Origin of the sequence: Stenotrophomonas sp. SbOxS2 (assembly GCF_013416715.1) — a bacterium.
Taxonomy (GTDB): Bacteria; Pseudomonadota; Gammaproteobacteria; order Xanthomonadales; family Xanthomonadaceae; genus Stenotrophomonas; species Stenotrophomonas lactitubi.
In genome coordinates, this window is the sequence record NZ_JAAVXD010000001.1 from 273,781 (window position 1) to 286,822 (window position 13,042).

The window sequence follows — 13,042 nt, forward strand, 5'->3', positions numbered from 1 at the left end:
ACCCATCTATGGCGCGCGGCATCAACAAAGTCATCCTGGTCGGCAACCTCGGCAACGACCCGGACGTGAAGTACACCCAGGGCGGTATGGCGATCACCCGCATCAGCCTGGCCACCACCAGCGTCCGCAAGGACAAGGATGGCAACCAGCAGGAGCGTACCGAGTGGCACCGCGTGGTGTTCTTCGGCAAGCTCGGCGAGATCGCCGGCGAGTACCTGCGCAAGGGCAGCTCGGTGTACGTCGAAGGCAGCCTGCGTTACGACAAGTACACCGGCCAGGACGGCGTGGAGAAGTACTCCACCGACATCATCGCCGACGAAATGCAGATGCTGGGCGGCCGCGGTGAAGGCGGCGGTGGCGGCGGTGGTGGCAACTTCAGCGGCGGCGAGCGTCCGCAGCGCCAGCAGGCCCCGCGCCAGGAGTACGGTGGCGGTGGCGGTGGCGGCAACGCGCGTGGCGGCCAGGGCGGTGGTTACAACCAGGGCGGCAACCAGGGCGGCGGCTACGGCCAGCAGCGTCCGCAGCAGCAGCCGCAGCAGTCGGCGCCGCCGATGGACGACTTCGCTGACGACGATATTCCGTTCTGATTCCCGCCAGGCTCCGGCCTGCAGAACCCCGGCAAGGCCCAGCGCCCGCCGGGGTTTTTTGTTGTAGCGTGGGCGCACATGACGCCTTTCCGCATTGCCACCGTGGCCCTGCTGCTGATTCTCGGCGGCTGCGGCGACGCCGGTAGCGGCGCTGGTCAGCGCGAAGCGCCTGCGGCCGCGCCACCGGGGCTGCCTGCGACGGTGGCGCGCACTCCGCATTTCATCATCCACAGCGCAGCGACCCCGGAACAGACCGCTGCGGTCGGCATGGCCGTGGAAGCGCTGCACCGGTCCTATGCCATGACCGTGGGGCAGCACGGCACCGCCGGGCCCTTTCAGTTGGTGCTGTATCGCGATCAGGCCGACTTCAAGGCACACAACCGCAGCAGCCCATGGGCCGAGGCGTACTACCGTCGGCCCCATGCCTTTGCCTACCCGGGCGAGGGTGACGCGCCCCATCAGTGGATGCTGCATGAAGTGACCCATCAGCTGCTCGCCGAGGCCAGTGGTCTGTCGCCGCAGCGCTGGATGAACGAAGGCATGGCCTGCTACTTCGGCGCCAGCCGGCTTTCAGGCGGAGTGCTGCACGTGGGCGCGCCGGACCCGGCCAGCTATCCGGTCTGGTGGCTGGGCGAACTGCGGTTCGACAGTGCCGGGCGCCCCAGCCTCGAAAATGCGCTGCTGCCCACCCTGCGCCAACTCGTGGAGGACAGCGGGCCGCCGGTCGCGGAGCATGTGAACGGCTATTACCTGGCGTGGTGGAGCTTGGTCCACTTCCTGATGGAGGGCGATGGCCAGGCCCATCGTCGGCAAGCCCTGCTGCTTCTGCACCGTCGTGGAGATCCTGCGGCATTCCAGCAGCTGATCGGCAGCTATGCGGAATTCGAGCCGCGCTGGCATCAACACCTGCGCGCGCTGGCCCGAACGCGGGATGCACGCGAAACGCCTTGAGCCACGCGCCTTCGTTCGCGACGCATCGGTGCGCCGCGTACCTGCATCTGCCCGGCTGCGGTAATGCCGGAATCGGCCTTGCCGTTGTGCCCCGCAGCATCGGCTTTCGTGCACTGCGACTTGCAAACAGACAATTTCCTCCCCTATGGTGCAATCGATTGCATTGCGGCGAAATCGTCAGTGTTTGATACCGGTTGGGAGGCCGGAAGGTGGATGTCCATCCATTCGATCAGACCGGGCCCGGGGCTCACGCGGCGCGATGCGCTGCGCATCGCGGTTGCCGGCAGTCTCGGCCTCGGCGCTGCGGGCGTTCTGCCTGCGTTTGCAGCCACTGCGCCGCTCAAGGGCAACCTGAAGCATTCCGTGGCCCGCTGGACCTTCCCGCAGCTGTCGGTCGCCCAGCTCTGCCAGACGGTGAAGGGCATCGGTTTTGCCGCCATTGACCTGGTGGGCCCGGAGGATTGGCCCACGCTGAAGGCCCATGGCGTATACAGCTCGATGTGCAACGGCGCCGAGCTGGGCCTCACCAAGGGCTTTGCCGGCCGCGAGTTCCACGACCAGCTGGTGGAGCGCTACACGCGGCACATCGATCTGGTCGCCGATGCCGGCTATCGCAACCTCATCTGCTTTTCCGGCAACCGCAACGGCATGGACCCGCAGGAGGGCATGGCCAACGCCGAGGCTGGCCTCAAGCGCATCCTCGGGCATGCCGAGAAACGTGGCGTGGTGCTGGTGATGGAGCTGCTCAACTCCAGGGTCGATCATCGCGACTACCTGTGCGACCACTCCGCTTGGGGCGTGGAGCTGTGCCAGCGGCTCGGCTCGGACAACTTCGGCCTGCTGTACGACATCTACCACATGCAGATCATGGAGGGCGACATCATCGCCACCATCGGCAGGCACCACGCCTGCTTCAAGCATTACCACACCGCCGGCGTGCCTGGACGGCACGAGATCGGGGACCAGCAGGAGCTCAATTACCCCGCCATCTGTCGCGCGATCCGCGACACCGGTTTCGATGGTTATCTGGCGCAGGAATTCATGCCTGCAGCGCCGGATCCCGTCGGCTCGCTGCGCGAGGCGATCCGCCTCTGCGAGGTCTGAAACGATATCCACCAGGTGAGAGATCCATGGCAGACAATCATTACGACGCCATCGTTGTTGGCTCCGGAATCAGTGGCGGTTGGGCGGCGAAGGAGCTGACCGAGAAGGGCCTGAAGGTCCTGATGCTGGAACGCGGACGCAACATCGAGCACGTCAAGGACTACGTCAACGCGATGAAGGAGCCGTGGGATTTCCCGCATCGCAATCGGCCTACACAGGCGATGAAGGCTGCCTTCCCGGTATTGATGCGCGACTACGCGCTGGCCGAGAACCTGCAGGGGATGTGGGCCGACGAACAGGAATCGCCCTACATCGAGACGAAACGATTCGACTGGTTCCGCGGCTACCACGTGGGTGGCCGTTCGCTGATGTGGGGCCGACAGAGCTATCGTTTCTCCGACCTGGATTTTGAGGCGAACCTCAAGGACGGCATCGCCACCGATTGGCCGATCCGCTACGCCGACATCGCCCCCTGGTACGACCATGTGGAGAAGTTCGCCGGCATCGCCGGCACGCGTGAGGGACTGGATGTATTGCCGGACGGCGAGTTCCTGCCGCCGATTCCCTTGAACATCGTCGAGAAGGACGTGGCCGCGCGGATCCAGAAAGCCTTCGGCGGAACGCGCCACATGATCCACTCGCGTACCGCCAACATCACCAAGCCCATGCCCGAGCAGGGCCGCGTCAACTGCCAGTACCGCAACAAGTGCATCCTGGGCTGTCCCTTCGGCGCCTACTTCTCGACCCAGGCGGCGACGCTGCCGGCGGCCATGAAGACCGGCAACCTGACGTTGCGGCCCTTCTCGATCGTCAAGGAAGTGCTCTACGACAAGGACCGCAAGCGTGCGCGCGGCGTGGAGGTCATCGACGCAGAGACCGGGCAGACCTACCAGTACACCGCCAAGGTGATCTTCCTCAACGCGTCCTCCTTCAACTCGACCTGGCTGCTGATGAACTCGGCCACCGATGTGTGGGAAGGCGGGCTGGGCTCTTCGTCCGGCGAGCTCGGGCACAACGTGATGGACCATCACTTCGGTGCGGGCGCCTCCGGCCGGGTCGAGGGCTACGAGGACAAGTACTACTTCGGTCGTCGTCCCTGCGGTTTCTATATTCCGCGGTTCCGCAACGTCGCCACTGACAAGCGCGGTTACCTGCGCGGGTTTGGCTACCAGGGCGGCGCCAGCCGCACCGGCTGGTCGCGCGAGATCGCCGAACTGAACATCGGTGCCGACCTGAAGGAGGCGCTGACCGTGCCGGGTGACTGGCGCATCGGCATGACCGGCTTCGGCGAAATGCTGCCGCACCACGACAATACGATCCGCCTGGATCGGGACCGCAAGGACAAGTGGGGGCTGCCGGTGCTGGCGATGGACGTAGCCATGCGCGCCAACGAACTGGCGATGCGCAAGGACATGGCCGCCGATGCCGCCGAGATGCTGGAGGCGGCCGGCGTCAAGGACGTGGAGATGCACGACAACGACTATGCCCCGGGCAAGGGCATCCATGAGATGGGGACCGCGCGCATGGGGCGTGACCGCAAGAGCTCGGTATTGAACCAGCACAACCAGGTCTGGGACGCCCCGAACGTCTACGTCACCGACGGTGCCTGCATGACCTCCAGCGCCTGCGTGAATCCCTCGCTGACCTACATGGCGTTGACCGCACGAGCTGCCGACCACGCCGTGCGCGAACTGAAAGCGGGGAACCTCTGATGGATCGCCGCGAACTGCTGAAGATGATCGTCGCCGCCACCGGCGCGGCCATGGTTGGCCTGCCTGCGCTTGCGCAGGGGCAGGCGCAGGCTGCTGCTACGAAGATCCACTTCTCCGACGCCGATGTCGGCACGCTGGATGAGATCGCCGAGACCATCCTGCCGCGCACGAAGACGCCGGGGGCCAAGGATGCCGGCACCGGTGCTTTCATGGCGACGTTCGTCAGCGACTGCTACACCGCCCGGCAGCAGGCGACGTTCCGCGCCGGCCTGGCCGATATCGACAAACGCGCCGGCGGCCGCTTCGTTTCACTCGCGCCGCAGGCCCGCACCGAGCTGCTGCGCGTGCTGGATGCGGAGGCCAGAAAGCACGTGGTCGAGGTAACCGAAACCGGCACTGCCGAGGCAGGAGAAGCGATGCCGCACTACTTCACGATGATCAAGCAGTTGTCCATCTTCGGCTTCTTCACCTCGAAGGTCGGCGCAACCGAAGTGCTGCGCTACGTCGCCGTGCCGGGTCGCTATGACGGCGACCTCGCCTATGTTCCCGGCACACCTGCATGGGGGACCGGCTGATGGATAACACCATGATGATCCGCCCGCTGTTGCTTGCGGCCGGCCTGCTGGCTGCTGCACCAGCGTTCGCGCAGGCCGGTGCCGATCCCGCGCGCGATCCGAAGAAGACCGAGGTGTGGACGCCTGTGCCTGCAACCGTGGCTACGCCTGCGGGCAAGGCCCCGTCCGACGCGATCGTGCTGTTCGATGGCAAGGATGTTTCCGCCTGGGAGGCGGAGCAGGGCGGGCGCGTGCCCTGGAAGGTTGCCGATGGCGCCATGACCATCGTTCCGGGCAGCAAGGGCATCCGCACCAGGCAACGCTTCTGCGACATCCAGTTGCATATAGAGTGGCGCACGCCCACCGATACGAAGGGCTTCGACGGCCAGAACCGGGGCAACAGCGGTATCTTCCTGCAGGAACTATATGAGCTGCAGGTGCTCGACAGTTACAACAACCCGACCTATGCCAACGGCCAGGCGGGCTCGATCTACAAGCAGGCCATGCCGTTGGTGAACGCCTCGCGTGCACCGGGCGAGTGGCAGGCCTACGACATCCTCTGGAAGGCGCCGCGCTTCTCGCCGGGGGGCGGGCTCACCTCGCCCGCGCGCATCACCGTGCTGCACAACGGCGTGCTGGTGCAGGACGATACCGTGCTGGCGGGCAAGACCGAGTACATCGGCGCGCCTTCGTACGCGCCACATGCGTGCGCACCGCTCTATCTGCAGGAGCATGATTCCAAGGTCAGTTACCGCAACATCTGGGTGCGCGAGTTGTAACGGCTGCCTGCTACTTCGCCAGGAAACTGGTGATGTCATCGATCTCCTGTTGTGAGAGCTGAGCGAAGGGCGGCATCAATCCGCCGCCCTTCCTGATCTTGTCCTTGATCTGCGCCGGTTGCAGGCGCTTGCTGACGTCGGTAAGCGCGGGGAATGCGCCCGGCATGCCTGCGCGGTCGGCGCCATGGCAGGCCGTGCAGTTCGCGGTGTAGAGCTTGGCACCGGCGGCAGGGTCGTCCTTGCACCACGCGCTGGTCGCCAGCGTTGCGCCACATGCCATCACAGCCAGTTTCAGCATCGTCTTCAAGAAGGGGCTCCTTTGCGGGCTAGCGCTGCGCGCTGGCGGGCAGGGTGACGGTCAGGTGTTCACGCAGGTAGTCCGCGCCGGTCTGGATGACCTTGGCCGGGTCGCGTGGCTGGTCGTGCTCGACGATGTACCAGTGCACGCCGGCAGCGGCTGCGGCAGGCAGGATGGTCTTCCAGTCCAGCACGCCCTGGCCCACGGCGGCGAAGCCACCCTCGTCTTCGGCTTGGCCCTTGGGTGCGTTGTCCTTGGCGTGTACCGCGAACAGCCGACCGCGGAACGTTGCCAGCATCACCGCCGGATCGAGGCCTGCACGCGCGACCCAGGCCAGGTCCAGCTCGGTCTGCAGGTCGGGTCCGGCCGCGGCGAACAACAGTTCCAGGCCGGTCCTGCCGTTGAAGTCGGCCAGCTCGAAATCGTGGTTGTGGTAGGCCAGGCGCATGCCCTTGGCCCGTACCTGCTTGGCGATTGCGCCCAGTTCCTTGCCGAGCGCGGTCCAGCCTGCGGCATCGGTTGGCCGATCCTTCGCATCCAGGTAAGGCACCACCAGCGTGGTGTTGCCGATCGACCGGTTGAAAGCCACCACGCCATCCAGGTCCTTGCGCAGCTCGGCCAATGGCACGTGCGACGAAATCGCCTTGATCGAATACCGGTCCAGCAACTGCTTCAGTTCGGTGGCGCTGACGCCCTGCGTGCCCACCGTTTCCACCGCGTGCACGCCCGCGTCGTGGACGATCTTCAACTGCTGGTCGAGCGGGCCGGCGTTGCGCAGCGTGTACATCTGCACCGCGATCGGCTTCTGCGGGCCCGGAGCTTCGAGTGCCAAGGCAGGCAGGGCAGCGAGCAGCAGCAGTGCGAGGGTCGCAGCTCTACGAACAGGGATGTTCATCAACAGATCCTCCGGGGATTCAACCGATGGCGGTCCAGGCGCGCGTCCTGGCCGATGCAATGACACGATCGACAATCTGCGCCGAGCGAACGCCGTCTTCGAAGGTGGGCAGGCCCTCAGGCCGCTCGCCTTCGATGGCGCGATAGGTATCAGCAACAAATGCTTCGAAACAATGGCCGTAGCCCTGCGCGTGCCCGGCCGGCAACAGCGACAACCGGCGCTGTTCGGCACTGCCGGCCCCGGGACCACGCACGAAGACTTCCTCGCGCTGGTCGGGCAGGCCGATCCACAGGCGCTCGGCGTCTTCCTGGTTGAACGCCACGCTGGCCCTGGCGCCATCGATCTCGAACCAGAGGCGATTGCGGCGTCCCGCCGAGACCTGGCTGACCGTCAACGACGCCAGCGTGCCGGCGCCGGTCCGGAACATCGCCGCCGCCACGTCCTCACTCGCCACCGCCTGCATCGCGCCGCCGGCCACCGCTGTAGTGAAGCTCTGCCCGGTGTCGGTGCTGCGTTGTGCGATCACCGTGTCGAACGCCGCGCTGACCTCGGTGAAACGCTCGCCGCTGACCCATTCCACCAGGTCGCACCAGTGCGAGCCGATATCGGCAAACACGCGCGATGTACCGCCCAGTGCCGGGTCCACGCGCCAGTTGTTGCTGGCCGGGTCCAGCAGCCAGTCCTGCAGGTAGCTGCCATGGATCAGGTGCAGCGGTCCCAGTTCGCCCTGCGCGATGCGTGCACGCGCCTCGCGGACCACCGGGTGGTAGCGGTAGACGAAGGGCACCGTGGCGATCAGTCCGGTCGAGGCAGCCAGTGCCGCCAGCGCCTGCGCATCCTCCAGCGTGGTCGCCAGCGGCTTCTCGCAGACCACGTGCTTGCCGGCCTGCAGTGCGGCCTGGGCCATGGGATGGTGCAGATGGTTGGGCGTGCAGATGTGCACGACCTGCACCTGTGGATCGGCGACCACCTCCTCGATGTCCCGATAGGCACGCGGAACACCCCACGACTGCGCCACCTCAAGCGCGCGTTGCGGGGAGGAGGCGGCCACGCCACGGATATCGGCGCCGGCCAACAGCGCCGCGCGGCGATGCACGGCAGCGATCATGCCCGTGCCGACGATGGCGATTCCAGGTGTGGGCATCGGTCGAGATCCTCAGCGAGTGGAAGGCGCGGCCGCGACCACCGGCCGGTCGCGGAACAGCAACAGGAAGGCGATCAGCACGACCAGCGCGACGCCTGCGGGGAACAGCCAGATCCGTTGCCAGTCCGGGCCCGCCGCGGTGGTGTAGTGCTCCACCACCGCGCCGGACAGGAACGTGCCGATCAACATGCCCACGCCGTACGTGGCCAGGGTGATGAAGCCCTGCGCGCTGCTGCGCGCGGCGGGGCCGGCATGCGCATCGGTGTAGATCTGGCCGGTGACGAAGAAGAAGTCGTAGCAGATGCCGTGCAGCACGATGCCGATCACCAGCAGCGAGAAGCCGCCACCCGCATCGCCAAAGGCGAACATGGCGTAACGCACTACCCACGCGGCCATGCCGACCGCCAGCATCGTCTTCACCCCCAGCCGCACGAACAGGAACGGCATGGCCAGCATCAGCAGCACTTCGGAGACCTGCCCCAGGGATTGCAGGCCGGCCGCGCCGCGCACGCCCAGATCATTGAGATAGGGGTTGGTGAAGTTGTAGTAGAACGACAGCGGAATGCAGATGGCGATGGAGGCCAGGAAGAACACCAGATACGAGCGCGATTTCAACAGCCGCAGCGAATCCAGCCCCAGGATCTGCCCCAGCCCAGCATCGCGCTGCTGCGCCAACGGTGGTGTGTGCGGCAGCGTGAACGCGTACAGACCGAGGGCCAGCGACGCCATCGCCGCCATTCGGAAGGTCAGTTCGAGCCGATGCGCCTGCTCCCAGCCCAGCCAGCCGATCAGCACGCCGGCCACGATCCAGCCGATGCTGCCGGCCACGCGCACCGGGGGGAATTGTTTCTCGGGCGACTGCATGTGCCGCATCGCCACGCTGTTGGCCAATGCCAGCGTCGGCATGAACAGCAGCATGTAGCCCATCACGCAGCCGAAGAACGTGTTGAAGTCCGTCGCCGTGGACGCCAGCCACATCAGCGCCGCGCCGGCCAGGTGAAGTACCGCGAGGATGCGCTGCGCCGCGAAGTAGCGATCAGCGATCAGGCCGACCAGGAAGGGGGCCACGATGGCGCCGATCGATTGGCTGAGGAAGGCCGTCGCCACCTGGCTTGCGCTGGCCTGCAACGGGCCCTGCACCAAATAGGTGCCGAGGGTCACGAACCACGCGCCCCAGATGAAGAACTGCAGAAACATCATCGCGCCCAAGCGCGACATCGCGTGCGTCATGGCTTGCCCTCCCGGGGCGGTATCGGCTCAGATTCCCAGCATGCGGTGCAGTGAAGCGGCGTCCGTGCCGCTGTCGGCAAAGTCGTCGAAGGCGCGCTCGGTCACGCGGATGATGTGGTCGCGGATGAAAGCGGCTCCTTCCCGTGCACCGTCTTCCGGGTGCTTCAGGCAGCACTCCCACTCCAGCACTGCCCAGCCGGGGAAGTCGTACTGCGCGAATTTCGAAAAGATCGCCTTGAAGTCGATCTGCCCATCGCCGAGCGAGCGGAATCGGCCGGGACGATCGATCCAGTCCTGGTAGCCGCCATACACGCCACTGCTGGCGCTGGCGTGGTACTCCGCATCCTTGACGTGGAAGATGCCGATGCGCGCGTGGTAGCGGTCGATGAAGCCGAGGTAGTCCATCTGCTGCAGCAGCATATGGCTGGGGTCGTACAGGATCTTCGCGCGGGGATGGTGGTCCACCACGTCGAGGAAGCGCTCGAAGGTGGCACCGTCATGCAGATCCTCGCCCGGGTGGATCTCGAAGCACAGGTCCACGCCGCATGCGTCGAACGCATCCAGGATGGGGCGCCAGCGGCGGCCGAGTTCGGCGAAGGCTTCTTCCACAAGACCAGGCGGACGTTGCGGCCACGGATAGAAATACGGCCAGGCCAGCGCGCCGGAGAACGTGGCATGCGCGGTCAGGCCCAGGCGTTGGCTGGCTTTGGCGGCCAGCAGCAGCTGCTCCACCGCCCAGGCCTGGCGGGCGGCAGGATCACCGCGTTTGTCCGGCGGTGCGAATCCGTCAAACAGCGCGTCATAGGCGGGATGGACGGCGACCAGCTGCCCCTGCAGGTGGGTGGACAGCTCGGTGATCTGCAGGCCATGTCCGGCCAGCATGCCGCCGACGTCGTCGCAGTAATCTTGGCTGTGCGCCGCCTCGGCCAGATCGAACAGGTGGGGCGCGCTGGTCGGCACTTGTAGGCCAGAATAGCCCAGGCCCGCGGCCCACCCGGCCAGCGTGTCCAGCCGATCAAAAGGAGCTGTGTCGCCGATGAACTGCGCCAGGAACAGCGCTGGACCCTTGAGCGTCTTCAACGTGATTCGCCCTCGATGCAATCGATTGCATTATCCTAGCAGGGGCTCACGCAGGACCTGTTGTGCACTGCACAGCGGACAGGAGAACTAACGCCATGGCCACCATCTACGACATCGCAAAGCACGTCGGCGTCTCTGCGGGGACGGTGTCGCGCGCACTTTCCCGGCCGGACAAAGTCCTGCCCGCCACGCGTACGCGCATCGAGCAGGCCGCTGCGGCACTGGGCTATGTTCCCAACACGGTTGCCAGGACGCTCAAGACCCAGCGCAGCGGCAAGATCCTGGTCACCGTCCCGGATATCGCCAATCCCTTCTTCGCGCAGATCCTGCAGGGTGCGGAGGACGCAGCGCAGGCCGTCGGCTACGCCGTCCTGCTGGGCGACACCCAGAACCTCCCCGAGCGCGAGGAGCGCTACGCGCAGATGCTCCGGCGCAACGAAGCCGATGGCCTGATCGTGCTGGGGCATCGCCTGCCACCCACGGCACGCGACATCGTCTGGCAGCAGGGCGCTGCTGCGCCGGTGGTGAACGGGTGCGAGTTCGATCCCGCGCTGGGCATCCCCAGCGTCCATATCGACAACGCCGCCGCTGCGCGCGCGGTGATGGAACACCTGTACGGCCTGGGGCATGAGCGGATCGCCGTGGTAGGCGGGCCGCCCGACAATCCGCTGCACACGCAACGGCTGGAAGGGGTCCGGGCTGCCGGCAGGGCGCGTGGCCGCCTGCGCCACCTCAGCGTCGTGCCGGGTGACTTTTCGGTGGAGTCCGGCCATGCGGCCGCGATGGCACTGTTGGCCGTCGCGCCGGCGCCCACCGCAATCTTCTGCTTCAGCGACCAGATGGCGCTGGGTACCCTGGCAGCCTGCCGCGATCTGGGCGTCCGAGTGCCCGATGACCTGTCCATCGTTGGCTTCGATGACCTGGCGTCATCGCGTTACCTGACGCCTCCGTTGACGACCATCAGGCAGCCGATGCGGGAGATCGGGGAGCGCGCGGTCAACCTGCTGCTCGCCATCATCGAACAGGCGGACGTGCCGCGTCAGCAGACGCTGGAGTTCAGCCTGATGGTGCGGGGCTCGACGGCATCGCCGAAGAAAGGGTGAGGGCAATGGCGGCGCGGCATGATGCCGCGCCTTCGCTGCCTCAGGGCCTGCCGCGCTTCGCGTCCACGCTGTAGCGCCCTGGCCCGCTGCACGCCAGCAGCAGGAAGCCGCCGGCGATGGCCAGATTCTTCAGGAACATGATCTGCTGCACCTGGTCTGCCAGCTGGTGGTGGAAGATGAAGGCCGTGACCAGGCTGAAGGCGGCCAGCACCGCTGCCACTGCCCGGGTCTGGAAGCCGAACAGGATGCACAGTGCCGTGCCGATCTCGAACAGGATGGTGGGCCACAGCAGGATGCCGGGAAGACCCATCGCCGTCATGTAGCCCTGTGTTGCCGCCGGGTCGGACAGCTTGCCCAAGCCCGATACCAGGAACAGCAGCATCAGCAGCACGCGGGCGGCCAGCTTCGCAAGAGAGTGAAGTGATGTGTTCACGGCAACGTCCTCAGGGTGGGCAGCGTGGATGGCGGTCGAGAACCTGTGTGGGCATCGAAGCCCATCACGGGTGAAGTCGGTGTTGAGGCCTGCTGTGCTGGAAGCCTGCGGACAGGCGTACGGCGCGTCCTTGCCTCAGCGCCGCTCATACCACCCGCGCGACGCATTGACGATGCGCACCACCGACAGCATCACCGGCACTTCGATCAATACACCGACCACCGTCGCCAGCGCCGCACCGGAATGCACGCCGAACAGGCCCACGGCGGTGGCCACGGCCAGTTCGAAGAAGTTGCTGGCGCCGATCAGCGCCGAAGGACCGGCCACGCAGTGGGCGACCCCCAGGCGTCGATTGAGCAGGTAGGCCAGCCCTGAGTTGAAGTAGACCTGGATCAGGATCGGTACCGCCAGGATGGCGATGACCAGTGGCTGCCGCACGATCTGCTCGCCCTGGAAGCCGAACAGCAGCACCAGCGTCAGCAGCAGGGCCAGCAGCGAAACCGGCCCCAGCTTCCGCAGTGCGGACTGCAGGCCGGCCTGCCCGCCGCGGGCCAGCAGCCAGCGCCGCAGCAGTACGGCCACCAGCACCGGCGCGATGATGTATAGCGACACCGACAGCAGCAGCGTGTCCCACGGCACGCTGATCGCCGACAGGCCCAGCAGCAGTGCCACCACCGGTGCATACGCCACCACCATGATGGCGTCGTTCAACGCCACCTGGCTGAGGGTGAAATTGGCATCGCCGCGGCACAGGTTGCTCCACACGAACACCATGGCGGTGCAGGGCGCGGCTGCCAGCAGGATCAGCCCGGCGATGTAGCTGTCGACCTGTGCGGCGGGCAGCGCATCGGCAAACACGTGGCGCAGGAACAACCAGCCCAGCAGTGCCATCGAGAACGGCTTGACCGCCCAGTTGATGAACAACGTCACGCCGATGCCTTTCCAGTGCTGGCCGAGCTGGCGCATCGCACTGAAATCAACCCGCAGCAGCATCGGGATGATCATCAACCAGATCAGCACGGCGATGGGCAGGTTGACCTTGGCCACCTCCGCCGACGCCAGCGCAGCAAATGGCTGCGGCAGTGCGTGGCCAAGCAGGGTGCCGGCCACGATGCACAGCGCCACCCACAGCGTCAGGTAGCGCTCGAACAACCCAATCGGTGCCGGCGCGC

At 66.2% G+C, this 13,042-nt stretch carries 14 protein-coding genes; 7 read left to right on the top strand and 7 right to left on the bottom strand.

The genetic code is table 11. The features are described 5' to 3' along the window. The first annotated feature begins 8 nt into the window (after positions 1–8). The 6 genes from HFK18_RS01345 to HFK18_RS01370 all read left to right on the top strand — a co-directional run bounded on the left by HFK18_RS01345 (position 9) and on the right by HFK18_RS01370 (position 5,687). On the top strand, positions 9–587 hold the full coding sequence (locus HFK18_RS01345) for a single-stranded DNA-binding protein (RefSeq protein WP_180163852.1): 579 nt from the start codon (positions 9–11) through the stop codon (positions 585–587). Between the two features lie 78 nt (positions 588–665). Then, positions 666–1,538, top strand: a complete 873-nt coding sequence (locus tag HFK18_RS01350) for a hypothetical protein (protein WP_180163854.1) — start codon at positions 666–668, stop codon at positions 1,536–1,538. A 213-nt stretch (positions 1,539–1,751) separates the two neighbouring features. After that, a complete protein-coding gene (locus HFK18_RS01355) occupies positions 1,752–2,642 on the top strand; it encodes a TIM barrel protein (protein WP_180164318.1) in 891 nt (296 codons plus the stop codon). A 26-nt stretch (positions 2,643–2,668) separates the two neighbouring features. Next, on the top strand, positions 2,669–4,354 hold the full coding sequence (locus HFK18_RS01360) for a GMC family oxidoreductase (protein ID WP_180163856.1): 1,686 nt from the start codon (positions 2,669–2,671) through the stop codon (positions 4,352–4,354). Continuing rightward, positions 4,354–4,929 (top strand): gluconate 2-dehydrogenase subunit 3 family protein, encoded by a 576-nt coding sequence (locus tag HFK18_RS01365; RefSeq protein WP_180163858.1) that lies wholly within the window; start codon positions 4,354–4,356, stop codon positions 4,927–4,929. The genes HFK18_RS01360 and HFK18_RS01365 overlap by 1 nt, the downstream gene beginning before the upstream one ends. After that, positions 4,914–5,687 (top strand): DUF1080 domain-containing protein, encoded by a 774-nt coding sequence (locus HFK18_RS01370; protein WP_180163860.1) that lies wholly within the window; start codon positions 4,914–4,916, stop codon positions 5,685–5,687. Before HFK18_RS01365 ends, HFK18_RS01370 begins: the two co-directional genes overlap by 16 nt. A 10-nt stretch (positions 5,688–5,697) precedes the next feature. On the opposite strand, the gene HFK18_RS01375 is transcribed toward HFK18_RS01370, so the two are convergent. Genes HFK18_RS01375 through HFK18_RS01395 form a run of 5 tightly spaced genes read right to left on the bottom strand, consistent with a single transcriptional unit; the run spans position 5,698 to position 10,334 of the window. Then, the gene (locus HFK18_RS01375) at positions 5,698–5,985 is read right to left on the bottom strand and encodes a cytochrome c (protein WP_099819397.1); all 288 of its coding nucleotides are present in this window, start codon (positions 5,983–5,985) and stop codon (positions 5,698–5,700) included. 28 nt (positions 5,986–6,013) lie between these two features. Further along, positions 6,014–6,880, bottom strand: a complete 867-nt coding sequence (locus HFK18_RS01380) for a sugar phosphate isomerase/epimerase (RefSeq protein ID WP_180163862.1) — start codon at positions 6,878–6,880, stop codon at positions 6,014–6,016. Between the two features lie 19 nt (positions 6,881–6,899). Then, positions 6,900–8,024 (bottom strand): Gfo/Idh/MocA family oxidoreductase, encoded by a 1,125-nt coding sequence (locus HFK18_RS01385; RefSeq protein WP_180163864.1) that lies wholly within the window; start codon positions 8,022–8,024, stop codon positions 6,900–6,902. Between the two features lie 12 nt (positions 8,025–8,036). Beyond that, positions 8,037–9,254, bottom strand: coding sequence for a nucleoside permease (locus HFK18_RS01390; RefSeq protein ID WP_180163866.1), 1,218 nt, complete (start codon positions 9,252–9,254; stop codon positions 8,037–8,039). 27 nt (positions 9,255–9,281) lie between these two features. Further along, positions 9,282–10,334, bottom strand: a complete 1,053-nt coding sequence (locus HFK18_RS01395; protein WP_180163868.1) for a sugar phosphate isomerase/epimerase family protein — start codon at positions 10,332–10,334, stop codon at positions 9,282–9,284. Positions 10,335–10,429: 95 nt separating this feature from the next. Here HFK18_RS01395 and HFK18_RS01400 point away from each other — a divergent pair, with 95 nt between their 5' ends. Further along, on the top strand, positions 10,430–11,437 hold the full coding sequence (locus HFK18_RS01400) for a LacI family DNA-binding transcriptional regulator (protein ID WP_180163870.1): 1,008 nt from the start codon (positions 10,430–10,432) through the stop codon (positions 11,435–11,437). A gap of 40 nt (positions 11,438–11,477) precedes the next feature. On the opposite strand, the gene HFK18_RS01405 is transcribed toward HFK18_RS01400, so the two are convergent. Beyond that, positions 11,478–11,870 (bottom strand): DoxX family protein, encoded by a 393-nt coding sequence (locus HFK18_RS01405; protein ID WP_180163872.1) that lies wholly within the window; start codon positions 11,868–11,870, stop codon positions 11,478–11,480. Between the two features lie 135 nt (positions 11,871–12,005). After that, complete coding sequence (arsB, locus tag HFK18_RS01410; RefSeq protein WP_180164320.1) at positions 12,006–13,028, bottom strand: ACR3 family arsenite efflux transporter; 1,023 nt, start codon at positions 13,026–13,028, stop codon at positions 12,006–12,008. Positions 13,029–13,042 lie beyond the last annotated feature (14 nt).

Bases quoted from the DNA above. Each gene is read 5' to 3' on its own strand.
- HFK18_RS01345 (WP_180163852.1), top strand. From the start codon at position 9: ATGGCGCGCGGCATCAACAAAGTCATCCTGGTCGGCAACCTCGGCAAC.
- HFK18_RS01350 (WP_180163854.1), top strand. From the start codon at position 666: ATGACGCCTTTCCGCATTGCCACCGTGGCCCTGCTGCTGATTCTCGGC.
- HFK18_RS01355 (WP_180164318.1), top strand. From the start codon at position 1,752: ATGTCCATCCATTCGATCAGACCGGGCCCGGGGCTCACGCGGCGCGAT.
- HFK18_RS01360 (WP_180163856.1), top strand. From the start codon at position 2,669: ATGGCAGACAATCATTACGACGCCATCGTTGTTGGCTCCGGAATCAGT.
- HFK18_RS01365 (WP_180163858.1), top strand. From the start codon at position 4,354: ATGGATCGCCGCGAACTGCTGAAGATGATCGTCGCCGCCACCGGCGCG.
- HFK18_RS01370 (WP_180163860.1), top strand. From the start codon at position 4,914: ATGGGGGACCGGCTGATGGATAACACCATGATGATCCGCCCGCTGTTG.
- HFK18_RS01375 (WP_099819397.1), bottom strand. From the start codon at position 5,985: ATGCTGAAACTGGCTGTGATGGCATGTGGCGCAACGCTGGCGACCAGC.
- HFK18_RS01380 (WP_180163862.1), bottom strand. From the start codon at position 6,880: ATGAACATCCCTGTTCGTAGAGCTGCGACCCTCGCACTGCTGCTGCTC.
- HFK18_RS01385 (WP_180163864.1), bottom strand. From the start codon at position 8,024: ATGCCCACACCTGGAATCGCCATCGTCGGCACGGGCATGATCGCTGCC.
- HFK18_RS01390 (WP_180163866.1), bottom strand. From the start codon at position 9,254: ATGACGCACGCGATGTCGCGCTTGGGCGCGATGATGTTTCTGCAGTTC.
- HFK18_RS01400 (WP_180163870.1), top strand. From the start codon at position 10,430: ATGGCCACCATCTACGACATCGCAAAGCACGTCGGCGTCTCTGCGGGG.